Source organism: Cytobacillus mangrovibacter (genome assembly GCF_042865275.1).
GTDB classification, from domain to species: Bacteria; Bacillota; Bacilli; order Bacillales; family Cytobacillaceae; genus Cytobacillus; species Cytobacillus mangrovibacter.
On record NZ_JBIACJ010000002.1, the window covers coordinates 314,720 to 339,072 of the forward strand.

General features: G+C 36.9%; 24 protein-coding genes, 1 other RNA gene and 1 riboswitch. Of the genes, 13 read left to right on the plus strand and 12 right to left on the minus strand.

Annotation, left to right across the window (positions count from 1 at the left end; translation table 11 throughout):
• The first annotated feature begins 15 nt into the window (after positions 1-15).
• From gpsB to ACFYKT_RS04980, 5 genes are all read left to right on the plus strand, one after another.
• Complete coding sequence (gene gpsB, locus ACFYKT_RS04960; protein WP_389216301.1) at positions 16-318, plus strand: cell division regulator GpsB; 303 nt, start codon at positions 16-18, stop codon at positions 316-318.
• An 81-nt stretch (positions 319-399) separates the two neighbouring features.
• An RNA gene (gene rnpB, locus ACFYKT_RS04965) (RNase P RNA component class B) lies at positions 400-799 on the plus strand.
• A 197-nt stretch (positions 800-996) separates the two neighbouring features.
• On the plus strand, positions 997-2,712 hold the full coding sequence (locus tag ACFYKT_RS04970) for a putative bifunctional diguanylate cyclase/phosphodiesterase (protein ID WP_389216304.1): 1,716 nt from the start codon (positions 997-999) through the stop codon (positions 2,710-2,712).
• Positions 2,713-2,722: 10 nt separating this feature from the next.
• Positions 2,723-3,856: a THUMP domain-containing class I SAM-dependent RNA methyltransferase gene (locus tag ACFYKT_RS04975; RefSeq protein WP_389216307.1), complete on the plus strand. Its 1,134-nt coding sequence runs from the start codon at positions 2,723-2,725 to the stop codon at positions 3,854-3,856.
• 325 nt (positions 3,857-4,181) lie between these two features.
• Positions 4,182-4,352, plus strand: a complete 171-nt coding sequence (locus ACFYKT_RS04980; protein ID WP_389216310.1) for a hypothetical protein — start codon at positions 4,182-4,184, stop codon at positions 4,350-4,352.
• A 52-nt stretch (positions 4,353-4,404) separates the two neighbouring features.
• On the opposite strand, the gene ACFYKT_RS04985 is transcribed toward ACFYKT_RS04980, so the two are convergent.
• A complete protein-coding gene (locus ACFYKT_RS04985) occupies positions 4,405-5,622 on the minus strand; it encodes an MFS transporter (RefSeq protein WP_389216313.1) in 1,218 nt (405 codons plus the stop codon).
• Between the two features lie 322 nt (positions 5,623-5,944).
• Between ACFYKT_RS04985 and ACFYKT_RS04990 the strand changes: the two genes are divergently transcribed.
• Positions 5,945-6,889 carry a DUF2268 domain-containing putative Zn-dependent protease gene (locus tag ACFYKT_RS04990; RefSeq protein ID WP_389216316.1) on the plus strand — a complete coding sequence of 315 codons (945 nt, stop codon included), beginning with the start codon at positions 5,945-5,947 and terminating at the stop codon, positions 6,887-6,889.
• A gap of 386 nt (positions 6,890-7,275) precedes the next feature.
• On the opposite strand, the gene ACFYKT_RS04995 is transcribed toward ACFYKT_RS04990, so the two are convergent.
• Both ACFYKT_RS04995 and ACFYKT_RS05000 read right to left on the minus strand, forming a co-directional pair.
• Positions 7,276-8,181 (minus strand): nuclease-related domain-containing protein, encoded by a 906-nt coding sequence (locus ACFYKT_RS04995; protein WP_389216319.1) that lies wholly within the window; start codon positions 8,179-8,181, stop codon positions 7,276-7,278.
• Positions 8,182-8,290: 109 nt separating this feature from the next.
• Positions 8,291-8,950, minus strand: coding sequence for a Type 1 glutamine amidotransferase-like domain-containing protein (locus tag ACFYKT_RS05000; protein ID WP_389216322.1), 660 nt, complete (start codon positions 8,948-8,950; stop codon positions 8,291-8,293).
• Between the two features lie 147 nt (positions 8,951-9,097).
• Here ACFYKT_RS05000 and ACFYKT_RS05005 point away from each other — a divergent pair, with 147 nt between their 5' ends.
• Both ACFYKT_RS05005 and ACFYKT_RS05010 read left to right on the plus strand, forming a co-directional pair.
• Entirely contained in the window at positions 9,098-9,472 is a 375-nt protein-coding gene (locus ACFYKT_RS05005) for a thiol-disulfide oxidoreductase DCC family protein (protein WP_389216325.1), read from the plus strand.
• Positions 9,473-9,791: 319 nt separating this feature from the next.
• Positions 9,792-11,717, plus strand: a complete 1,926-nt coding sequence (locus ACFYKT_RS05010) for an ATP-dependent DNA helicase (RefSeq protein WP_389216328.1) — start codon at positions 9,792-9,794, stop codon at positions 11,715-11,717.
• A 44-nt stretch (positions 11,718-11,761) separates the two neighbouring features.
• Here the strand turns inward: ACFYKT_RS05010 and ACFYKT_RS05015 are convergent, their stop codons facing one another.
• From ACFYKT_RS05015 to ACFYKT_RS05040, 6 genes are all read right to left on the minus strand, one after another.
• On the minus strand, positions 11,762-12,061 hold the full coding sequence (locus ACFYKT_RS05015; RefSeq protein ID WP_389216331.1) for a metal-sulfur cluster assembly factor: 300 nt from the start codon (positions 12,059-12,061) through the stop codon (positions 11,762-11,764).
• Between the two features lie 12 nt (positions 12,062-12,073).
• Positions 12,074-13,327, minus strand: coding sequence for a hypothetical protein (locus ACFYKT_RS05020; protein ID WP_389216334.1), 1,254 nt, complete (start codon positions 13,325-13,327; stop codon positions 12,074-12,076).
• Between the two features lie 5 nt (positions 13,328-13,332).
• A complete protein-coding gene (locus ACFYKT_RS05025) occupies positions 13,333-13,539 on the minus strand; it encodes a DUF2249 domain-containing protein (RefSeq protein WP_389217043.1) in 207 nt (68 codons plus the stop codon).
• 5 nt (positions 13,540-13,544) lie between these two features.
• The gene (locus tag ACFYKT_RS05030) at positions 13,545-13,778 is read right to left on the minus strand and encodes a DUF2249 domain-containing protein (RefSeq protein ID WP_389216337.1); all 234 of its coding nucleotides are present in this window, start codon (positions 13,776-13,778) and stop codon (positions 13,545-13,547) included.
• Between the two features lie 35 nt (positions 13,779-13,813).
• Positions 13,814-14,503 (minus strand): Crp/Fnr family transcriptional regulator, encoded by a 690-nt coding sequence (locus ACFYKT_RS05035; protein WP_389216340.1) that lies wholly within the window; start codon positions 14,501-14,503, stop codon positions 13,814-13,816.
• Positions 14,504-14,803: 300 nt separating this feature from the next.
• Complete coding sequence (locus ACFYKT_RS05040) at positions 14,804-15,961, minus strand: MFS transporter (protein WP_389216343.1); 1,158 nt, start codon at positions 15,959-15,961, stop codon at positions 14,804-14,806.
• Between the two features lie 211 nt (positions 15,962-16,172).
• On the opposite strand from ACFYKT_RS05040, the gene ACFYKT_RS05045 reads away from it, so the two are divergent.
• From ACFYKT_RS05045 to ACFYKT_RS05055, 3 genes are all read left to right on the plus strand, one after another.
• Entirely contained in the window at positions 16,173-16,406 is a 234-nt protein-coding gene (locus ACFYKT_RS05045) for a DUF2249 domain-containing protein (protein WP_389216346.1), read from the plus strand.
• Between the two features lie 122 nt (positions 16,407-16,528).
• The gene (locus ACFYKT_RS05050; protein WP_389216349.1) at positions 16,529-18,043 is read left to right on the plus strand and encodes a carboxypeptidase M32; all 1,515 of its coding nucleotides are present in this window, start codon (positions 16,529-16,531) and stop codon (positions 18,041-18,043) included.
• Positions 18,044-18,302: 259 nt separating this feature from the next.
• Complete coding sequence (locus ACFYKT_RS05055) at positions 18,303-19,214, plus strand: DMT family transporter (RefSeq protein ID WP_389216352.1); 912 nt, start codon at positions 18,303-18,305, stop codon at positions 19,212-19,214.
• Positions 19,215-19,449: 235 nt separating this feature from the next.
• Here ACFYKT_RS05055 and ACFYKT_RS05060 read toward each other — a convergent pair whose 3' ends face one another.
• The 3 genes from ACFYKT_RS05060 to ACFYKT_RS05070 are packed head-to-tail and all read right to left on the minus strand — an operon-like array spanning position 19,450 to position 21,752.
• Complete coding sequence (locus ACFYKT_RS05060) at positions 19,450-21,102, minus strand: b(o/a)3-type cytochrome-c oxidase subunit 1 (protein WP_389216355.1); 1,653 nt, start codon at positions 21,100-21,102, stop codon at positions 19,450-19,452.
• Entirely contained in the window at positions 21,102-21,578 is a 477-nt protein-coding gene (locus tag ACFYKT_RS05065) for a cytochrome c oxidase subunit II (RefSeq protein ID WP_389216357.1), read from the minus strand. The genes ACFYKT_RS05060 and ACFYKT_RS05065 overlap by 1 nt, the downstream gene beginning before the upstream one ends.
• Before the next feature lie 21 nt (positions 21,579-21,599).
• The gene (locus ACFYKT_RS05070) at positions 21,600-21,752 is read right to left on the minus strand and encodes a cytochrome c oxidase subunit 2A (protein WP_389216359.1); all 153 of its coding nucleotides are present in this window, start codon (positions 21,750-21,752) and stop codon (positions 21,600-21,602) included.
• A 382-nt stretch (positions 21,753-22,134) separates the two neighbouring features.
• Positions 22,135-22,236: riboswitch (purine riboswitch) on the plus strand.
• Between the two features lie 155 nt (positions 22,237-22,391).
• Between ACFYKT_RS05070 and ACFYKT_RS05075 the strand changes: the two genes are divergently transcribed.
• Both ACFYKT_RS05075 and ACFYKT_RS05080 read left to right on the plus strand, forming a co-directional pair.
• Positions 22,392-22,988 carry a xanthine phosphoribosyltransferase gene (locus ACFYKT_RS05075; protein ID WP_389216362.1) on the plus strand — a complete coding sequence of 199 codons (597 nt, stop codon included), beginning with the start codon at positions 22,392-22,394 and terminating at the stop codon, positions 22,986-22,988.
• Positions 22,985-24,292 (plus strand): nucleobase:cation symporter-2 family protein, encoded by a 1,308-nt coding sequence (locus ACFYKT_RS05080; protein WP_389216365.1) that lies wholly within the window; start codon positions 22,985-22,987, stop codon positions 24,290-24,292. The genes ACFYKT_RS05075 and ACFYKT_RS05080 overlap by 4 nt, the downstream gene beginning before the upstream one ends.
• Positions 24,293-24,353: the final 61 nt, after the last annotated feature.

The window sequence follows — 24,353 nt, forward strand, 5'->3', positions numbered from 1 at the left end:
ACTGAGGTGAGTGTCATGCTATCGGATAAAATTAATTTAACGGCAAAAGATATTTTGGAAAAAGAATTCAAAACAGCTATGCGCGGTTACAAACCTGAGGATGTTGACAAATTTTTAGATATGGTTATTAAAGATTATGAAACATTTCAACAGGATATTGAAGATTTACAACAAGAAAATATACGCTTAAAAAAGCAATTAGAAGAAGCTTCTAGACGACCAACACCGCCGCAAACAGCGGGTACTACAAACTTTGATATACTGAAACGGCTTTCTAATTTAGAAAAACATGTTTTTGGCAATAAATTGTACGAGTAACAGAAATCCCTGTAATTCCCAGTTAATAACCATTGCTATATGCAGGAAAGTTGCATATAATAACCTTTGTACTCATTAATGACGTTCGGGTAATCGCTGCAACAAGCTTTTAGCATTGTTGTAGAGGAAAGTCCATGCTCGCACGGAGCTGAGATGCCTGTAGTGATCGTGCCTAGCCAATTCATAAGCTAGGGCAGTTTGGCTAACGCTAGACTGACGGCAGGGAAAATGCCTAAGTCTTTGGATATGGCATGAATACCTTGAAAGTGCCACAGTGACGTAGCCTTTTCAGAAATGGAAAGGGTGGAACGAGGTAAACCCCGCGAGCGAGAAACCCAAATAATGGTAGGGGCACTTTCTCTTAGGAAATGAACGAGGAGAAGGACAGATTATTTCTATAATCTGTAGATAGATGATTACCACCTAAGTACGAGGCCTATGGTCGTTTGTAGTACAAAGGAACAAAACATGGCTTACAGAACGTTATTAGTGAATTATCTTTGAAATATGAATCCAGCTCTCCTTTTTTTTAAGGAGAGCCTTGTTGTATTTATAGATAAATACATATATCATGATTGTGAATATACGTGTAATATTTAAAATGTTTCTTCTATCGTTATCATGTAAATAGTTGAAATGGACCGATCGTAACGTTAAATGTATAAGGATGAAACCAACATGTGGGAGTTAACAAAACAATTAGATTTACATAATATCGTTAAGATTGCAACGAAGGTGTTTGAGAATACGAGTGAAGGAATTATGATTACAGACGTCCGCGGTAGAATTATTTCTGTAAATCCAGCTTTTGAAATTGTTACAGGATATAGCGCGGATGAAGTAATTGGCAATAATCCTAGTATTCTTCAGTCTGGAATACATGATGAAGCATTTTATAAATCAATGTGGAAACAAATAGCTGAGATCGGATTTTGGAAAGGTGAAATTTGGAACAAACGCCAAAGTGATGAACTTTATCCAGAATGGCTAACCATTAGTGTGATCAAAGATGAACAAGGAAATGTAACAAATTATGTTGGCATTTTCAGTGATATTTCAGATCAAAAGCATACGGAGAAACAATTAAGGTTTTTAGCCCATTATGATTCATTAACAGGTGTTGCCAACCGGTACAGTCTAAATAAGCGGCTAGAGGGTCTTCTGCAAACGGCAAAGAAGTATGATCAGCAGTTAGCAATCCTTTTTCTTGATTTAGACCGATTCAAGCAAATAAATGATACTTTAGGCCATAATTATGGGGATTTGCTTCTTAAACAAGTATCCTCCAGATTGAAAGGTTTGCTCAAAAATAAAGATATGATTGCTAGGCTTGGCGGGGATGAATTTGTTATCGTTTTGCCTAATCTCAAGCACCCAAAAGAAGCCATCCATATGGCTGATAGGATTATAGATGGTTTGTCCAAGTCGTTTCTGCTTGAGAACTATGAATTATATGTCACGACAAGCATTGGCATTAGTTTGTATCCTTTAGATGGAACAAATATGGAGAAATTACTAAGGAATGCAGATAAAGCCATGTACGAAGCTAAATCAAGCGGCAAGAATCAGTATGAACTTTATCATTTAGAAATGCATCAAAATGAATCGCGGCATATGATTCTTGGGACATATTTACGTAAAGCACTGGAGAGAAACGAATTTTACCTTGTGTATCATCCTATAGTAGACGCTAACACGAAGGAAATAGTAAGTGTAGAGGCCTTAGTAAGATGGAAACAAAAAAAATTGGGTGAAATAGCGCCATCTGAATTTATACCTCTTGCCGAGGAAATAGGATTAATCATTCCTATAAGTGAGTGGATTATTCAAAAGGCATGCGAGGATCTTAATAATTTCCATTTCAATGGTCATTCTAAATTAAAAATGTGTATTAATATCTCTGCATTGCATTTCAATCAAGAAGGATTTATCAAATCACTTAATGACATTTTTGTGAATACGAATGTCAGTACCCATCATATTGAGTTAGAATTAACTGAAAGTATGGTCATGCCGAATGCGGTTGAAACAGTTGATAAGCTTATCAAGTTAAAAAAGCTTGGAATTAAATTGTCTATTGATGATTTTGGTACAGGTTATTCCTCACTAAGCTATTTAAACCGTTTTCCGCTTGATACACTTAAAATTGATCAAAGCTTCATAAGTGGAATTTCAGATTATAAAGAGGATAGTTCAATTGTTGAAGCGATCATCATGATGGCCCATCGCCTGCATTTAAAGGTTGTAGCTGAAGGGGTAGAGAATAAAAAACAATATGAACTTCTTAAAAGGGAAAAATGCAATTTTATTCAAGGGTTTTATATAACAAAACCCCTTCCAAAACATAAATTATTGGCATTTCTAGAGGACTGGGACGGGGAATTATTAAAGTAAGGGTGAAATTATGTTTGATATTATTGCTACGTCAGCAATGGGGCTTGAAGCTCTTGTTGCAAAAGAAGTACGCGATCTAGGGTATGAATGTGAAGTGGAGAATGGCAGAATCTCATATAAAGGGGATGCACTGGCAATTGCACGCTCCAATCTTTGGCTTCGTACAGCAGATCGTATTAGAATCAAAGTAGGCGAATTTAAAGCAACAACCTTTGATGAGCTTTTTGAAAAAACAAAAGCACTTCCATGGGAAAACTTTTTGCCAGAGGATGCGGAGTTTCCTGTAACAGGCAAATCCGTGAAATCGCAGTTGTTTAGTGTCTCTGATTGTCAGGCAATCGTAAAAAAGGCAATTGTTGAAAGAATGAGAAAGCACTATAAAAAAACAGGTTGGTTTGATGAGAACGGTCCATTTTTCAAAATAGAAGTAGCGCTGCATAAAGATGTGGCACTATTAACGATTGATGCAAGCGGAAGTGGTTTGCATAAGCGCGGATACCGGGCAGGGCAAGGGGAAGCTCCTTTGAAAGAGACGCTTGCTGCTGCACTGGTTATGCTGACAAATTGGTCGCCAGATAAGCCATTTGTTGATCCGTTTTGCGGTTCAGGCACAATTCCGATTGAAGCGGCTTTAATTGGACAAAATATTGCACCTGGTTTTAACCGTGAATTTGTTTCTGAAGGATGGCATTGGGTTCCTGAAAAAGTGTGGGAACAGGCGAGAATGGAAACAGAGGATTTGGCTAATTATGATCAGCCCTTAGATATTACAGGTACCGATATTGATCACCGAATGGTCAAAATTGCTGAAGAAAATGCCTTTGAAGCTGGTCTTGGAGATTTAATTCAATTCAAACAAATGCAGGTGAGAGATTTTACGACAATGAAGGAATACGGCGTCATTGTAGGGAATCCTCCATATGGAGAAAGACTAGGCGATAAGGAAGAGGTTCAAAAAATGTATGCAGAAATGGGTGCGGCACTTGCTCCATTAGATACATGGTCTGTCTATATCCTTACTTCAAACGAACAGTTTGAACAATTCTACGGCAAACCAGCAACGAAGAAACGAAAGCTGTTTAACGGATTTATCCGAACCGATTATTATCAATATTGGGGTAAACGCCCGCCAAGAACAAAATAAAGTCCTGGAAACAGGGCTTTTTTTTTGTATTGAAATTTTGGGGGGTTTTTGAATACTGATATTATGCGAAGAGACGGGTAAATCGTGGAAAGTGACGGATAACATAAGGAAAGAGACGGGTAAACTAAAGAAAGTGACGGAAATGTCAATAAAAGTGACGGATAACATACATGAGGCAGTAAGGAAAACATAGAATAATGAATTAAAGAGCTTTGATCCGGTTTTTCTTAGCAAATATGATTGGTTTTAAATATATAAAGAATATATTCTCCTGATCATGAATAACATATATTTATATCAGAAATGGTCAGGAGGGCTTTAGAAGATGTACAGTTCAATGATCGATTTTAATAAAATATCCCAATCCTTAGCTGAAACAATTGAAGCGATAAGGAATGAACAGGATTTATCTCCATTTGCTCTCGAACAATTGGAAAATGCACAAAATGAACTCCAGCAGGCAATGTCCTATTCATTATCATCTTTACATAAATAAAAATGAAAGCATGAATCCCCGATTGCAAAGGCAAGCGGGGATCTGTTTTTTATTATGACACTTTTTCGTTTACATCAACCGCGTTTCTAAGCTGCTTAAATCTGAAATAGAAGGAAGCTGTCATAATCAGAGATAGGATCCCGAAAATGATGGCCATATGCTGGAGACCGACTGTATCGAGCAGAAATCCTGTCATTAAGAGAACGACCTGGAAGGTAACACGGTCAAGCATATTTCGGAATGAAAAGAATCTCCCGTGAAACTCCTTTGGTACTCTTGTTTGAAAAATGGTTGCAGCTGTTGGGAAGAAACAGCCAACAGCAAAGCCGAACACTAAAAAGGCCAAAACGGTTAGTATCGGTACATCGGCAAAATAAAGCAGCAGCTGGGAGAAGCCAATCACAAATGAAAACAAAAACAGAATCGTGTAAGGTGAGCTTTTTAAGCTAATTTGTTTGACAAGAAAAGCGCCAAGCATGAAGCCAATCCCTTCAGTCGCGTATATCCAGCTTTTAATGACTGAGCTATCCTGAATCTCGCTTATATTAATGACCATTAAGTTAAATCCGCCGATAAACAAAAGAGGGACAAGCGTTAATACTAAGGTCATAAATACAATCGGAAGTCCTTTGATGATCGGGAACACATCTTTAAAGCTTGTGCCAGCTGCCGAAGCCTTGCTTGATAGGCTCTGTGCATTGTTATTGTTTGGTTCATCGATCTTTAGGAAGCATGTAATAATGAATAATCCTGCGTATGCTGCTAATGACATAACATAAAGCATGGATAGCGGCATGATTACTAATAATATACCGGCAACTGCCGTTCCTAGCACACGAGAAAGGGTGGAGACATTCATATGCACCCCATTCAGCTGCAATAGGTTCTTTTCTTCAACAACAAGTGGAATCGCCGCTTGTAGAGCCGGGAAATAGAAGGCTGCTGAGATCTGAAGAAAAACAAGAAAGACGACCATCCACCAAACAGAACCCGTTTGAATGGCGATAAGCATAAAGACGACACTTAATGTCCGGACAGCACCAGAAACAAGCATAACTGTTTTTTTATTAATTTGATCCGTTATTTTTCCTGCCCATGGACCGACGGCAATCCCAGCAAGCAAGCCTCCGGCAAGAATAAGTGATTTAACAAAATCAGAGGGAACCATTTCCTGCATAAATTCAAGGTTTCCAATAATACCAAGCCACAGTCCTAAGCCCGCAATAAATTCACCGGTGAGTAAAATCCATACATTTTTATTTTTCCACATGTTTGTGCCTCTCGTTCGTGTTTATTTCGTTTCTCTAAAGATACTATAAATATTTACAAAAATGAATCAATTTGAAAAATATTTTTACAGATACATAGTGGAAAGAATCGTATACTTAAACTAGTTTTGTTAAAAATCTAAAAAAAATTAAAATGATTCCAACACTTTGAGCTAGTTAGCCGTTATCTATATGAGAAACAAAACAGAAGTGAGTGATCCATGTGGACGGGTTAGGGCTATTCTTTTGTTGAAATAAAAATGGAAAAAGTGAAACCATCTAGATTGGACAAGCGTATTTCATGTGAGAGGGGTGGATAAAATTTTGAAAAAAAGACTGATTTTCATATTTTTAATATTCATAATAATTTCTATGATTACTGCTTGTGAAGCAGAAAAGAATGAAGTGAGAACAATCCCAGAAAGCATTACAGATACGATTGAAAATCCAGAGACAGGGCAGATGTATACAATTGTTCATGCATATGAATTATATGATGGTTTTCTAGAAAAAAGAGAAAATACGCCTAGAAACGAGCAATTGGATTTATACAAGAAAGAAATTATTAAGCCAATCTATGACTCATGCTTTCAAGGTGCAGAATACTTACATATGGTTGATTCACTGCTAAACGAGCTGCCATATAACTTCACAGAATTAAAGGAGATTGCAGATGGCATCAGCAGGGAAGAGACGAATGAAGTGATTAAGAGTGCACTGATTAAATCCTCTGAATTACTGCCGTCTGAACATGAACAAACAGTATGCATATTTCCTAATACAAAAGAAAGAAGTTCAACTATGATTGCAGCAGGAGCTGGAAAGATTACAGTTCTATATAATCGGTTTTACACAGATGATGTAATTAAAGCAGGAATCGCCCATGAGTATCATCATAGCGTTTGGACAGAGAAGCATTTCCAAAAGAAATTGAATTTTACTGTATTAGACAATCTTATTTTTGAAGGAAAAGCCGTTTTCTTTGAAAAGCTTGTGTATCCAGAAATTACGTTTACACAAATTGACCCCGTTTTTTATCAAGAGCACTGGGGGGAAATTGAAATGGATTTAGATAAAGTAGATGGAAATCGGTCGCATCAAATTATTATGGGCGGTGGAGGTCTTCCGCCATCTTACGGATATAGTGAAGGCTATAAAATGGTCAGATCTTATATAGATTTGCACCCAGAAATTAGTCCTTTAGAATGGACAGAAAAAAGTGCACAGGAAATATTTACACAAGGTAAATATATACAAAATTATCGCTAACTGGACAGGATGATCCGAGTGGCAAGGGGATGAAGGACAAAATCTAGTAAAAAGAAGAAAAAAAGTCCTTCATCAAGCGAATGAAGGACAAAATCTAGTGAAATGGTGAAAAAAAGTCCTTCATCAAGCGGATGAAGGACAAAATCTAATAAAAAGAAGAAAAAAAGTCCTTCATCAAGCGTATGAAGGACAAAATCTAGTAAAATGGTGAAAAAATGTCTTTCATCAAGTGAATGAAGGACAAAATCTAGTAAAATGGTGAAAAAATGTCTTTCATCAAGTGAATGAAGGACAAAATCTAGTGAAATGGTGAAAAAATGTCTTTCATCAAGTGAATGAAGGACAAAATCTAGTAAAACGGCGAAAAAATGTCCTTCATCAAGTTTTCATTCGAAATATGCCCATTGATGAACACCTAGTAGGGTAAAATTTTCATTTAAAATTCTTTGTATTCTCTTTTTAGAATTCACTATTCTACACCACTCATGTATAGCATTTGTAGTGATTTTTCTTTCGGGGAAAAGCAGTTTGAATTCCTTCACACTTCTTAATACGCCAGCTTCAACCGCTTCTTCATTTCCACATTCACGACAAACGCAAAGTTTACCCTCAATTGAAACCGAAATAGAGGTGCAACTTCCACAGGTGATTCCCTTTTGGAGCTGCTCATATTCATATGAAGGTAATTGTTTAAAAGGAGAATCCACAATATGATGTGAAATTAGAGTGTCAGCTAGCTTTATATGTTTTTTATTTAAAGTTGAAGTGTTCTTATTCAGTTTTTTCAAATAGCTGTTAACTTGTGTTGGCAAAATAAATGGTTTGTTGAGAGGTAATTGGTACAAGGTGAATTCAGGATTGATAAAAACGACAGAAGCATGGATGGGGATATTGAATCCAAGTGTTTGAAGTAACTGGCGCAGAAGCAATTCACATCTATTTAATTGATTTAATGGATTAGTAACTTCAGTATTAGGTAATTTGTATAATCTATCTGATTCGTAATTATAGTCTCCTCCAAAATTTTTCACTTCGAAAACATAAATCTTAGTAGGCATGATAATAATTGAGTCAATTTGGAAGTGAGTGTTATTATGTTTGAGCAGCAGATCATTTAAGATCAGACATTCACATTGAAGTGTTTCTGTCAATGAATCAAATAATACCTCCCCTTCGTATCCTTTTTTAAGGGTAAAATAATGCTGCTTTTCTGTGGGCAATAAACAAATTCGTGAGTTTAAGAATTTCAGCATTAATAATTCTATAGATTCGAAACGAGGTTTGTAAGGCATAATCCACACCCTTTCTTAGTTTTAAAGTTACAATTCTATTATATTAAAAATACGAATATATCTCACTTAAAATAGTTGAAAATTCTAAATGAGATACATAGTTTCTCTCCTACCTTACTCTTATTAAATTCTCATTTTCTATCGTATACACACCATAACCTTCACTCGCTTCAACAATCCCATTAAGAAAGTAGATTCCAGTTTCTTCATCAATTCCAAAATTGAGATGATTTTTAAATTTACTGATAGCATATCTTAAATGATCTTCATCATTCCATTGTGAAAAATGTACAGCAATTAATACATTGGGGATTAAACCTAATCCCTTCCTTTGTTGAAATTCGCAGTTCACACTATCCTTAGGAGAAATAATACACCATGTAGGACATATTAGTGCACCAGCTGAAAATCCAGCAACAGGGATACCAGACTCATAGCTCTCCATGATTGATTTAGAAATTTCAGTGTCAACGATATAATCGGCATATAAATTCGTATTACCGCCTCCAATAATAAGACCAGAACTATTTTTTATGGAGTAAATGACTTGTTCAATAGGGGTTGATGGAAGTGGTAAAAAAGTAAACTTATTTAAACCTAGCTCCTCTAGTAACCTTGTATATTTAGGCATGTACTCTTCCCAGCCTTTTCTTTCTACTAATAAAATAGAAACGGGTGCATCGACTTTAGAGGCTAATTTTACAAATTGTTTGGCTATTTTAATAGTGAATGGCGGACTACCTCCGAAAAGAAATAAATGCTTACTCATTGGCTCACCTTTTGTTTTTAGGATAAGTGTATTCTCATATTTTTAATAGTTACTATTATACTGTACAAGGACCACATATTTACAATATGTTACAATAAAAGTGACAAATAATTACGTAAGGAGGGGACGATCCTGGACAAAATCATCTTGTTTGATGGTGAGTGCAATTTTTGTGATCATAGTGTTCAATTTATTATTAAGAGAGAGAAAGGAGCGCTCTACAAGTTTGCTGCTCTTCAAAGTGAGGCTGGACAGGCGTTATTAAAAAAATATCGTGTTCCTTCAGAGATAGATAGTATTGTCCTGCTTGATGGCGACCGATGCTACTTTAGATCGTCCGCAGCTTTGAGAATTTGTAAAAATTTAAAGGGCGGATGGCAGCTGTTATACGGTCTTCTAATTATGCCAAAACCGATACGGGATTATTTCTATCGTATTTTAGCAAAGAACCGGTATAAATGGTTCGGAAAAAAGGACAGCTGCATGATACCACCACCAGAAATAAGAGACCGTTTTTTATAATATAAGGTTTAAATACTGTAATTCTAAGCGCTGTTAACTAAGCAAACAATGAAAAAGCGGGCTTTCTGCCCGTTTTTTCATTGTTTGCAACACAGACTTTATACGCCAGAATGAGAGATCTCACTTGACACTGTCCTAATATAAGATACAATAATTGTTGGTCTTTTTGTTTATATAACAAGAATAATGAAATACTGATATCATTTAGAAATATTAAATTCCTAGAGCGGATTGAAATAGAGTAGGAATGTTGAGGTAGATATTGCTGATTCCATTCATACCTTCTCTAACCTCCAAAACTCTAGAACGGAGGGGTACTATGCAAAACAGGATGCCTTTTGCATTGTCCAAAAGTGAATCTTTTTTTGAAAAATTAGGCGAGTGGATCGGTGATGTGTTTTACGATATATTGCCTGAGGCTGGCTTTGAACTGCGTGATGAACAAATCTTTATGGCCTTTCAGGTTGAAAAGGCATTTAAGGAAAAGAAGGTTATTTTTGCAGAAGCAGGAGTAGGAACAGGAAAGACTCTTGTTTATTTGCTTTATTGTATTGCTTATGCAAGATATGTGAACAAGCCTGCAATAATCGCTTGTGCAGATGAGACATTAATAGAGCAGCTTGTGAAAAAAGAAGGAGATATCGCTAAGCTTGAAAAGGCACTAGATTTAACGATCGATGTAAGGCTTGCTAAATCGAGAGATCAATATTTATGTTTGAATAAGCTGGATAAACTTGTGGCAAATGAAGATATGGATGCCTATAATGCCATCTATGACAGGCTGCCAGAATTTGTTCATTCTGGTTCTTCTATGCAGAGTTTTGAAAAATACGGTGATAGGAAGGAATTCCCGGAGCTTGCAGATGAAAAATGGGGAAATGTTGCATGGGATCCGCTTCAAGATTGCTTTACTTGTGAGAAGCGTCATCGTTGTGGACAAACATTAAATCGTGATTATTACCGTAATGCCAAAGATATTATTATTTGCTCTCATGATTTTTATATGGAACATATTTGGACGAAGGAATCAAGAAAACGAGAAGGCCAGCTTCCATTGCTGCCGGAAAGCTCCTGTGTTGTATTTGACGAAGGACATTTACTTGAATATGCTTCGCAAAAGGCACTGACCTATCGTCTGACAGAGCAAACACTGGAATCTTTGCTCACTAGGCTAATGGAAAATGATGTAAGAGAAAAAACATTGAATATCATTGATGATGCAATTGTCCAAAATGAGCTGTTTTTCTCCGTTTTAACAGATGCCTCGACTGTGACGGAAGGATCAGACAAAAGAACCATTCACAAAACAGCAGTAGTGATTAAAGAAGGAAAAAAACTGCTTGATTTAATCAGTTCCCTTGAAGAAGAACTTGTATTTGAAAGTGAAATGTATGTGATCAATGAATATGATTTAAAAATTGTTGAGGAATATTTAGAACAGATTTCGTATTCTCTTTCCCTGTTCTTAAAAGACTTAAAAGGGATCATCTGGTTTGAAGAATATGATGGAGAGCGAACCCTCGTCATTATGCCGCGAATGGTCGAAGATATTATGAGAGAAGAAGTTTTTTCGCAGAAGAAACCGTTTATCTTCTCATCTGCAACCTTATCAGAGAATAAGTCATTCGATTATATGGCGAAGAACCTTGGGATAGACAGCTATCTATCATTTTCTGTTTCCTCTCCATTTGATTATGAGGAAAATATGGTCATATCAATGCCGCAGTTTTCTGAAACTGATCTAACTGCTAAAATGCAATATGTACATGAGCAATTGGAAAAATCAGAGGGCAGAGCATTAGTATTATTTACTAATAAAGGAGAACTTGCGAGCTTTAAGGCATATATTCAAGGAAAGACAAATCTCACTCTTTATTTTGAAGGGGATGCAGAAATAAGTACACTAGTCTCAAGTTTTCAAAATGATGAGCAATCTGTGCTTTGTTCTGTTCATTTATGGGAGGGCTTGGATATTCCAGGAAGATCGCTTGAGAACGTTATCCTTTTTTCTCTGCCATTTCCTCCACATGACCCAGTTTTTACTGCAAAGAGAGAAAGTGTAGAAGATCCATTCAGAGAAGTTGACCTTCCGTATATGCTTCTCCGTTTAAGACAGGGAATAGGCAGATTGATTCGTACACATGAAGATAAGGGAACTGTTCATATTTTAATGAAAAATAACGAAAAACAGGAAGTTATCGAATTAGTGAAGAGTGTGCTGCCAACTGCATTATCAGTGAAATAAATAGCTACAAAAAAATCCCCTCGGCTGAGGGGATTTTTTAAAAATTATCGGCCTAATTGTTTTAATCCTTCAGGAGTCATCTTCTCAGGCGACCATGCAGGCTCCCAGACGAGATTGACATCTACATTAGATATTTCATCCATTTCCTCAAGACAATACTTTACACCGCTTGTGATGCTGTCATGCAGTGGACATCCTGGCGTAGTCAATGTCATTGTAACGAGAACGGTACCTTCCTCTGGAAACTCTACATCATAAATTAAGCCTAAGTCGACAACATTTATATTAAGTTCAGGATCCAATACTCTTTTTAAATTGTTCATAACCTTTTCTTTTAATTCCATGATCTTAACCTCCTATTTTGTAACTACTTTGGCAATGGCAAAGCAAAACATGAAGCATGCGAGTGTAAACAATAGCTGACTTGGAATGAACAATGCATGACTGCCAATGATGATAGCAACGGCAACACCTAGTATTCCTAGCACTAGGCAGACAAACACAGGGGTAGCATTCCGGTCATTTACCATATCCTTTAATGCTGGAACTTCTTTCTTGCCAATCTCCTTGCTATATTTGGCTGTCCACCATAGGAAGGGGACAATTTTGTATAAATAACCAATAATACTAAAGGCGATCCATAAGAATAAATATAAAAGCATTAATGGGCCAACTGCACTTTGAAATACACCAAATAGAGCTGTAATAAACGCTGCTAAATGGATGAGCCCGCCACTAAGAATAGCGATAAGGGCAAATGAAAATGAGCGGTCAAGCTTCTTCTTCACTCTTTTCTTAAGGATTAAGGAAATATGGTAGATAAATATTCCAAAACCAATTAATTGAAGCAATAATCCAATCGTTAAGGCTCCTTGCGACTTGATAAAGAAAGAGACGATTGCAACAATTAGTCCACCTGCATAGAACGGATAAACAAAATTCGCTGGCTTCATGCTATATCCATGGGATAAAGAGAACATCGGTACCATCTTATAGGAAAACCCGAAGATTAGCATTGTGAACCAGCCGGTCGTTCCAAGCATTAAATGACTTTTAAAAATAGCAAGATAATGATCGGCAGCAGCACCTGTCTTCATGCTATACAGCATAGTGATCCCCAGTACGATCGTTAAGAACAAACTAATCAGTGCAGTGCCAACATATAAGGTTAAAATATTTGGTTTCGCTTGTTTGCGTAAAGTCATTCCCATTTGAAATACAAACATGAGAATTCCAATTAATGTAATGATCCCAGGGATTAATGCATGCTGAGGATCATGAAATAGAAAATGAGCAAAAGAGAATGTCCCAATGGCCGTCACACCAAACTGGATAAAGCCAAACTTTTCATTCCATATAGGTGTCAGAAACGCAACAGGGACAAGCTGGTACATGGCTCCCATCGCAATCATTAGCGCCCAGCCAAGAATAAACAAGTGGGCAGCAGACCAGATGCCTGGCACACGGAATTGTCCGTTAAGTAAGAAATCACCTTGGAACAGGAGTAAAATCTGCGATGCCATCAATGAGACCATGCTTAAAAAGATAAATAGAAACGGCAGCTTTATATTTGTTTCATTGCCTGATTGTGAAGGAATCAACTTTAACACCTTCTTTATTTCGTGATTTCAATTAAAAAACTTCCATCCTCACGCTCAGATGTTACGTGTTTATATCCTTTTTCTTCTAATTGTTCATATAGAAACATCGGTCTTCTATCATTAATAATTGATAATGTTTCACCTGTTGATAAGGATTCAAGTGCATCAAGGGTTCTCATCATTGGTTGGGGCGGTTCAAGTCCGCGATTATCTAGAATCATCATGATTACCCTCTTTTCGTAAATGTAACTTTCCAATGTTTACTTTCGATTTCTTCCACTTCATTATCAAACCCTTTTGCTTTTAATACTGTAAAAAGGGGTGCTGGCTTAAATGGCGCGTGAAGAATAAAAACATCACCTTTTTCAAGTCCAGTAATAGCTTGCATAATCTTTTGGAAGGGCTCCAATTTATTTTTGATATCTTCTCTAACGTCTAGTTCAACAATTTTATTTTCCATTATTATTCTCTCCCTTGGATAATATATATATTTAATTAAAGAATTTCCTGTTTTAGGCCGTCTCGATTAACTAAGAAGAATCCTTCTTCATCTGTTAAAAGGAAGTCTTTCTTCTTCAATTGATTGATTGTTCTGCTGACTGTTTCTCTTGATGTTCCAATCATATTGGCGAGCTCTCGGTTTGTGAAATGGGTGGTTATTTTATATGAATTATCTAATCTCATTCCATTTGTTTTGCATAATCTAAGCAGCAGCATAATAATTTGCTCATACGTATTATGGAGGATTTGTTCCTCCAGACGGTTTTGTAAATCAACAATTTTTTCACCCAAAACTTTAAATAGCTTGATACAAAGAATGGGATTGGAAAGAAGAAGTTTTTCGAACTCATCGATAGGTATAGCGATTAATTGTGCTTCTTCCATTACTTCCGCATGGGCAGGATAATTCCCTTGTCTGAAGAAACCTGCATGTGGAAACATTTCTCCCGCTTCCAGAACGGAAACAATTTGCTCTCTTCCAGATGAATCTGTTTTATAAATTTTTATTTTCCCTGAGTGGATGAAGAAAACACGATCAAGCGGGTCCCCTTGCATAAATACATATAGTTTATGCTTATAATTCCTTGTTTGAGCTATTTCAACAATACGAGATAGTTCATCCTGCTCAAGTTCCCTAAATAGAGGAACAGCTTTCAATCGTTTCTCGATATCCTCAATTCTCAATTAGTTCACCTTCTTACCTGTTTCTATCTTTATTTAACCCAAGTGTAGCATTATATTTTCACTAGTTAAGTGACGAGAATCATAGTATTTTATTATTTTGATTCTCATTCTCAATAGTTCAGCTTATTCCTATTCAAAAAAAAGAACCCACAGGTTAATCTGTGGATTCCTTCTCTTCTTTAGCACAATCAAAGCAAAGTGTTTGTTGATCCTTCGTAAGTACTCCATTGAAAAAGCCATCCATGCAATAAAGGTTTTTTCCGCATAAGTGGCATTTATTAACGAGTTCTTTCAATTAAATCACCCCATACTTTTCTTTATCCTTGCTATGTTTTTAAAATAAACAAATATTCCAATAGTGGTTGTGAATAAAATGCATGCAGCAATAATAAATCCTGTTCCAAAAGAAACGGCTAACACCCCTGTTAATGAAGAGCCAGCAACAACACCGAGAGAGAAAAAGGCATAGAATAAACCAAAAGCCTTTCCTCTCGTTTTTTCATCTGTATGTTCAACAAGCATGGCTGAAATAGATGGGAACAAAAAGGCAAAGCCAGTGCCATAAAGAATCATACATATAAATATAAAGGGCAATGAAACAGCCATACTTAATAAAATGAGAGCAAAACCAATAATACTCATTCCAAGCATCATGATATGACGATGCTGAAAATGATCAAAAATTCGATTCGTTGGCAACCCAAAAATCAAAATGGCTGTGATCCCGAATGTGCTTAGAAGTATCCCGCTATAGTGGCTGCCATATTGAAGTACTTCTACCTGTAAAGGAAGCATATAGGCTAAGACCCCTTGAGCAAACATGAGTGAAAAAGCGCCTATGAAACTAATGGCTAGGGCCGGTTTTTTCAAAAGTGTCATAAGTGTTTGGATGGGCGGCTCTATCTTTCTTGTATTTTCGGCAGGTTTATTAGGCAGTACAAAAAATGAAAAAACTGCAATCATGCCCATTGAAATCGCAATAATGATAAACACCCATTCAATGGTATATTTCGAGGCTACAATACCTCCAAAGGCTGGACCGATAATGGCAGATATACCAACCGCAACTCCTGAAATAGCCATCGATTTTCCTTGTTTTCCTTTATTCTCTTTGTTCGCAAGCACAGTAAAGGCCGCTGGAACAAGAAACCCGCTAAATAAACCATGGAAGAATCTTACTGCCATTAACTGTTCTGGGGAGGTGACGATTGTATAAAGGAGTAAAATAGCTCCGGTAAAGGAAAAGCCGAATAGAAGTACCTTTTTTCCGCCATGTTTATCAATCCAATAGCCTGCAAGAATATTTCCGAACATATTGGAAAAGGAATACATTCCAACAATCATCCCGATTAATGCGGGAGAGGCTCCTAAACTTTTGGCAAAAGGACTCATAATGGGTAACTGGGAAAACATATCAATAAAAGAAATCAAAACGATGATTAAAATAAATTGTCTCATACAATCTCTTCCTATTTTATAGATTCTTTCTCATTATAACTGTTTCTTTTGTATAAAACGATTATAGTATCTTATTAATAGGAAAGGATTTGAGTATTTCATTTATTTGATGGGAAATATCATAGTCTATATGTGACACCCCTCACTCATCTCTTAGTCTTTATTTTATAAAATAAAGATGTTAATTAAAGATGATTAGGGGGAAATAAAAATGTTAGAATTTGCTCAAACTGTTGTGGCACCAGATTATCCACCTCGTGAAAAACATCCAACTATTTTTAGAACATTTGATTCATTACAATCAGGGGAATTTATGCAATTAGTTAATGATCATGATCCAAGACCTTTACAGTATCAATTTATGATTGAAAGAGAAGATCAATTCACTTGGGAATACATTGAAGAAGGACCAGATACTTGGAGAGTAGCAATCGGAAAGAAATAAACTTTAAGTTTCTTATATAGAGAAGGCCAAAAGACAACAGACATTACGCTGTTGTCTTTTTTCTATTTTTTTCAGAAGAATATGATAAAATAAAAAGAAATTTGATTATAGGAGGAAACAGAATGAGTGAGACAACTAAACAAGTTGAAAAGGAATTCCTGGATTATGTGAAGAAGATGGAAGCATACAAGGAAGCCCTTGCATTAATCTATTGGGATTTACGTACAGGTGCGCCGAAACAAGGAATGGAGCAGCGTTCTGAGGTAATTGGCATGTTATCTTCAGATGTATTCAAAATGTCTACATCAGAAGAAATGGCATCATACATAGCAAAATTATCAGGTGCTCAATCCGAACTTACAGAAATAACAATAAAGACATTAATGGAATGTAAAAAAGAATATGATCGCAACAAAAAGATTCCTGCGGAAGAATACAAGGAATATGTAATCCTTCAGTCAAGAGCAGAAAGTGTATGGGAAGATGCAAAGGAAGGATCTAATTTCGATATGTTCCGCCCATATCTTGAGAAGCTAGTAGAAATGACAAAGCGGTTTATAGATTATTGGGGATTTGAAGGGAATAGATATAATACATTACTAGATATGTATGAACCGGGAATGACGGTAGAAGTGCTTGATGAGGTGTTTGGGCAGTTGCGAGAAAAAATTGTTCCGTTAGTTCATCGCATTTCACAATCAGAGAATAAACCGGAAACAGGCTTCTTGTTTGAACATTTTCCAAAGGAGAAGCAGCGTGACTTCAGTTTGGAAATTCTTAAGCAGATGGGTTATAACTTCCAAGCAGGGCGCCTGGATGAGACGGTTCATCCGTTTGCAACTGGATTGAACCCTGGGGATGTCCGTGTAACAACGAAGTATGATGAAAGTGATTTCCGTACAGCTGTATTTGGAACAATCCATGAAGGCGGCCATGCATTATATGAGCAGAATATCTCCATGGATTTAATCGGAACTCCTTTATGTGACGGTACGTCTATGGGAATACATGAATCACAATCATTGTTTTACGAAAACTTTGTAGGACGGCAATATTCTTTCTGGAAGAAGAATTATCAATTATTAAAGTCGTATTCAAGTGGGCAATTTAATGAAGTTGGCTTAGATGACTTTTATAGAGCGATTAATGAATCGAAGCCTTCACTTATTCGAATTGAGGCAGATGAATTAACCTATCCACTTCATATTATTATTCGGTATGAGATTGAAAAGGGATTGTTTAATGGAGAAATGGAGGTTAAAGATTTGCCGGAAATTTGGAATCAGAAATATGAGCAGTACTTAGGAATTAAACCAGAGAATGAAGCACAAGGAGTTTTGCAGGATGTCCATTGGTCAGGTGGAAGCTTTGGTTATTTTCCTTCCTATGCTTTAGGGTATATGTATGCAGCGCAACTAAAGAACGCCATGCAAAAGGATATCTCAAATTACGATCAATTAGTTGAAGAAGGAAACTTATTACCAATTAAAGAATGGTTTACCGAACATATTCATCAATATGGAAAAATGAAGAAGCCACTTGATATCTTAAAGGATGTAACTGGCGAAGAACTAAATGCCAACTATCTAATTGATTATTTATATGAAAAGTATAGCAATGTTTATCAACTAAATTAGGCTCTTTTATTAAAGCTTGTTGATTGGAGTGGAAGGTGCAAGACTCCTGCGGGAGAAGTGGGACAGGTGAGACCCCGCAGGAGCGAATGCTCCGAGGAGGCTCACCGCCCACCCCGAGGAAAGGGAGCATCCTGAAGCGGAAATCAACCTGCACCAACTATGTGTTAATTAGCAGTAATGTTTGTGAAAACAGCCAAATAATAAGATAAAGGGGATGGCTACGGTCATCCTCTTCCATCATATTTGGAGGAGGTATATATTGAAAAAAATACTGCCTTATCTAATGATTGCTTCTGGGGCTAGTCTCTGGGGAATTATTGCTTATTTTGTAAAGGGATTAGCAGACTACGGATTTACATCAATGGAAATTGTCGCAATTAGAGTCATCTATGCAGCTATTTTTCTATTATTAATTGGCGTGGCTCGATATCGCAATCAAATGAAGTTAAAAAGTTTAACGGATCTTCGGTTATTTGTCGGGACAGGCATCTTTAGTATTGTCTTTTTTAATTTCTGTTATTTTACAACAATTAGCCAGATGAATATCTCTATTGCAGTGATTCTGCTATATACGGCTCCAGCTTTTGTAACTGTGCTTTCATTTATTTTCTTAAAGGAGAGCCTTACTTTACCGAAAATACTTGCTGTGGCAGGAACGATCATGGGCTGTGTGCTTATTGCAGGAATAACAAGTGGGCAAAGTGACATTACCATGCTGGGGATAATAACTGGTTTAGGATCTGGCCTATTTTATGCCTTATATACGATCTTCGGAAAGTTCGCTCTCATGAAATATAAGCCTTTTACAATTACGATGTATACCTTTTTAGTTGCAGCAGTCTCACTCATTCCTGTAACAAAGCTTTGGCAAAAGCTTGATCTGCTCTTAAATGGGGAAGTCCTGTTGTATAGCATAGGCTTAGGTTTAATCCCAACCGTTATTGCCTATTTCCTATACACATGGGGCCTTGAGAAGACAGAAGGAAGCAAAGCTGCAATTATTGCAACCATTGAACCAGTTGTTGCCACGCTGCTGGGAGTATTTCTTTATGGAGAGAAGCTAGTCGCTATCCAACTAGCTGGTGCACTACTCATTCTAAGCTCAGTCATCATCGTTAATCTTTCTTTTGGAAAAAAGAAGATAACTAAATCTGTAGAAGAAACAGTTTAGTTAGAATAAGACTGTTTTTGAATAGGTTTGCATAAGTGGGGAATATTCACAAATAAGATTGTTGATTGTAGCGGAAGGTGCGAGACTCCAGCGGGAGGCTCACCGCCCACCCCGCGGAAAGCGAGCATCCTGAAGCGGAAATCAACCTCTACTCATTCATGTTAAAAGAAACCATGTTTGCGAAAACAGCCTAAAAAAAACACTCCGATCAGCAGACCGGAGTGTTTTGTGTTTGTTACCAGAGTTTAAAGCCTTTAGATCCTGGTGGTGCATTTTGAATAAGATCAACAAGCGGAAGAGTGTAAGCGAAAATGATAAGTACAACTGAAATACCAAGCCATAACTTCCAATTATCGAATACTAATGGAGTTTTTTCCGCTCCCTTAGCTACTTCACCAATAGGGAATTCTTGTTCACCTTTAGGTGCAAAGAATGCAAGATTAATGAATACATAGACCATAAGAATGATTGAAATGAATAGAATAGATCCGCCAACTGCTTGTGCAATTTGATATGGAATCCATTCAGCTGCTTGAGCAGCTCCACCGTAATCAGAGAATGCAGAACGACGTGGTGCTCCAAGAAGACCCTCGATATGCATAGAGCTTGACATGAAAATCATACCAATTGTCCAAGTGATCCCTTGAATCATTGCTAATTTATTCATTTTCTTTGTTAAAATTCTACCAGTTAAGTGAGGGATCAGCCAGTATGCAACCCCGTAAAATGTTAGAATAACAGCAAATGCTACAGTCATATGGAAGTGTCCAGTAATCCAAATTGTATTATGGACAAGAGCGTTCATTTGGTGTGAAGCATTAACAATCCCACCAGCTCCGCCTGGAATAAATCCTAGCATACCAATGAAAGTAATCGTAAATCTTGCATCACCCCATGGCAGCTTTTTGAACCAGCCAAAAAGTCCTTTGGCGCCTTGTGAACGTCCATAGTTTTCGAACGTTGCGAATAAAGAGAATGCAGTCATTAAAGAAGGAATAACAACTAAGAAAGTTAGAACAACTTGAATGAATTTCCAAGCTGGGTCAATACCTGGTTCTACTAACTGATGGTGTATTCCAACAGGAATTGAGAAAAATAAGAGCAATACAAATGATAGACGTGCTAAAGAATCTGAGAATATTTTTCCGCCGATTATTTTTGGGATAATCGCGTACCAAACCATGTATGCTGGCAATAACCAGAAGTATACAAGCGGATGGCCGAAATACCAGAATAATGTACGAGAAAGACCAACGTTAATCGTTTCTACTAAACCTAATGACCAAGGAAGTATTTGGAAAAGAACAGTAGTTGCTACACCAATTGTAGCGATATCCCACATCATTAATGTGATTACTGCCATGAAAGTTAATAATGGACTTGTTTGGCCTGGATTAGCTTTTCTCCATTGACCATACTTCATGAAAACAGCTGCGCTTCCTACCCAAGAACCAACGATAACTAATGTAAGTCCAATGTAGAAGACTGCATGTGCTTGTAATGGTGCATAGAAAGTATATAGGACAGATGCTTCATTTAATAGAATCATAATAGCTGCTAAGATTGTACCGATCGTTAATAAAGCAAAACCGATCCATGCTAAAGTGCGTTGACGGTTTGTATAGGCACCTGCAGTTTTACTAACGACAGCGTGCAAGAAACCCATAATAAAGAAAGTAGTCATAACAAGTGCTAAAACAACGCCGTGAAGCGTTAATAATTGATAATAGCCAATTCCAAAGGGTAATTCAAATTTACCAGATCGAACTAAAGTTTGTAATAATCCTGCAAGACCACCTATTGCTAAAGCAACGATGAAAACATAAAAGTGGGCCATTGCCAGTTTTCCATCACGAGCGTCTACCTTAAGTTTCGCTTGAATGTTCATTATTCTACCACCTCAATCATCGAGTGCATCATATGGTGTCCAACACCACAATATTCATTACATACAATTAAGAATTCACCTGGGTTTTTAAATGTCGTAACAACTTCACTAATGTACCCTGGTTCAAGCATCATATTGACATTTGTGCCAGCTGCTTGGAATCCGTGCATAACATCCTTTGATGTTGCAATTACTTTTACTTTTGCTCCAAGTGGTACTTCAACGTGAGCAGGAGAATAGGAGAAAGCAGAGGCAACAAAGACTAATTCATAATCCCAATCTTTCCCTTCAACTTTTTTAAGTCCTGGCTCATCAAATGGTGCAGTAGTGTCAACTTTTTCTGGATCAATTGGTGCTAAACAGCTTGGTGGCTGGTTTCCAAGGTAGAATGCGCTGACACCGATGATTGTTAGAAAAACAAGCAGCGTTCCAAACCCGAAAATGAGCCAAATCTTTTCAAACTTATGCATATGCATGGTTTTTTTCCCCTCTCATTATTAACGGCTTAAAAATAACATATAAAGACCAACCCATGTGATAATTAGGATAGCTCCTAAGATAAATACGGAAGCAAGGGTACCTTTTAGATTTGAGCTATCCTCAACTTCAGTTTTTGTTTCAATTTTTCTGTTGAGTTCCGTTTTCGCCATTACATTCACTCCCTTCGAAAATTTGGAAAAAGTAAATGATTACATTTTCATAATACAAGACAATCGCGAAGAATCTAGACTGTTATTGGGATTTCACAAAATGTTCATATATACCTTTAATACTATACTAATAGTGAAAAGTTGATTTTTCAGTGATATATATCACGCTTAAGGTGTGATAAATGTGGAGAAATTGTGAAGGTTATTTTGGTATCTTGACAGATAGTGCATCCAAACTGAAGATTTGGCGAGAAAAATAAAGTGATAGGAAAGTAAAAGCGAAAGAATAAACACGAACAATTATTATAATTCAGATGAAATAATTCGTATTGTTTTCGATAAAAATATTGATTTATTGAAATAGGATGATATAATATTTTTATCAATTTAATAATCTTTCACTCATATAATCGCGGGGATATGGCCTGCAAGTTTCTACCGAGTTACCGTAAATGACTTGACTATGAGTGAGCAATGGAAAAAGATAGCATTGCTTATCTTTTTCTTACCGTCAACTTTATTTAATAAAGCCTGAAGGTCATTGCTTCACTCAGTTTTTTATGATGTGAATGCATTTGTCCTTCAGGCTTTTTTGTATTCTTTGACCTGAAGAAATCATTAGAGGAGGAAACAAACAACATGGACTTACTTATTCAAACGATTAAAGAAGAAGGAATCGTACTATCAGACTCCGTTTTGAAGGTGGATTCTTTTTTAAATCATCAGATTAACCCTCGGCTAATGTATGAGATTGGCAAGGAATTTAGCAACCGGTTTAAAGAGGATAGAATTACAAAGATCTTAACAATTGAATCATCAGGAATTGCTCCATCTGTTATGACAGGCCTGCAGTTGGATGTTCCAGTTATTTTTGCTAGAAAGAAGAAATCACTTACTCTAGTAAATGATCTGCTAACTGCCAAAGTCTATTCCTTTACGAAACAGGAATCGAATGATATTTCGGTATCAAATAAATATTTGAATGAAAAGGATCGTGTTCTTATAATAGATGATTTTCTTGCCAATGGACAAGCTGCTATTGGTTTAGCGGAAATAGTCAAGCAAGCGAATGCTGAGATTGCTGGGATAGGGATTGTAATTGAAAAAGGTTTCCAAAATGGAGGACAGTTATTACGAGAACAAGGCCTACGGGTTGAATCATTAGCTAGAATCCATTCATTAGATAACGGAGAAGTAAGCTTTATCAAGGACGGAACGAAGGAGGCAGTACGATGAACGGAAATCGATTAAAGATCGCTTCATTAGGGATTCAACATGTGTTAGCGATGTATGCTGGTGCTGTGATCGTTCCATTAATTATTGGTGGGGCTCTTGGATTAACAGCTGAGCAGCTGACATACTTAGTTTCGATTGATATTATGACGAGTGGTGTGGCAACCATCCTTCAAGTATGGAGAAATAAATATTTTGGTATTGGTTTGCCGATTGTTCTTGGATGTACATTTACTGCAGTCGCACCAATTATCGCCATTGGTAATTCATATGGTATTTCAGCCATCTATGGAGCAATTATTGTATCAGGTATTTTCGTTGTTTTAATAGGAAAGTATTTTGGTAAACTAGTAAGGTTTTTCCCGCCGGTTGTAACTGGATCGGTTGTGACGATTATTGGTATTACACTCGTTCCAGTTGCCATGAATAATATGGCTGGTGGAGAAGGCAGTTCAGATTTTGGATCTTTATCCAATATTGGCCTTGCCTTTGGTACATTATTATTTATCGTTCTCCTTTTCCGATTTTCGAAAGGATTCATTCGTTCAATTTCCATTTTGATTGGCTTAATTGCAGGAACGATTGTTGCCTTTTTTATGGGGAAGGTTGATTTTAGTGCAGTTATGGAGGCATCATGGTTTCATATGGCTAAGCCTTTTTATTTCGGAATGCCAACATTTGAAATTACTCCGATTATCACGATGATTCTCGTTGCCATGGTAAGCTTAGTTGAATCCTCTGGCGTTTATTTCGCCCTTGGGGATATTTGCGGAAAGAAAATTGAAGAAAAAGATCTTGTAAAAGGGTATCGTGCAGAAGGATTGGCAAGTATAATTGGTGGTATTTTTAACTCATTCCCATATACTACCTACTCGCAAAACGTCGGCCTAATCCAAATATCAGGAGTAAGAACTAGCAATGTCATTTATACAGCTGCCGGAATGCTCATCCTGCTAGGGTTTGTTCCGAAGATCGGTGCAATTACAACTGTTATTCCTCCTTCTGTGTTAGGCGGAGCGATGATCGCAATGTTTGGGATGGTAGTTGCTTCAGGGATTAAAATGCTGAGTCACGTGGAGTTTGCTTCACAGGAAAACTTATTAATCATTGCCTGTTCAGTTGGAATGGGACTGGGTGTCTCGGTGGTACCGGGGTTATTTTCACAGCTCCCAGAAAACATTCGTATTTTAACTGAGAATGGAATCGTGGCTGGAAGCTTTACAGCTATTCTGTTGAATATCTTATTTAATGAATTAAAAATAAAACAAAAAAAACCCGACATAATTGGAGAACCGAAAGCTTCTTAAAGTAAATAGTATTATTCGAATCGCCTGTAGGGTATGCCGCAGAATGTTGATCTATTTTTTG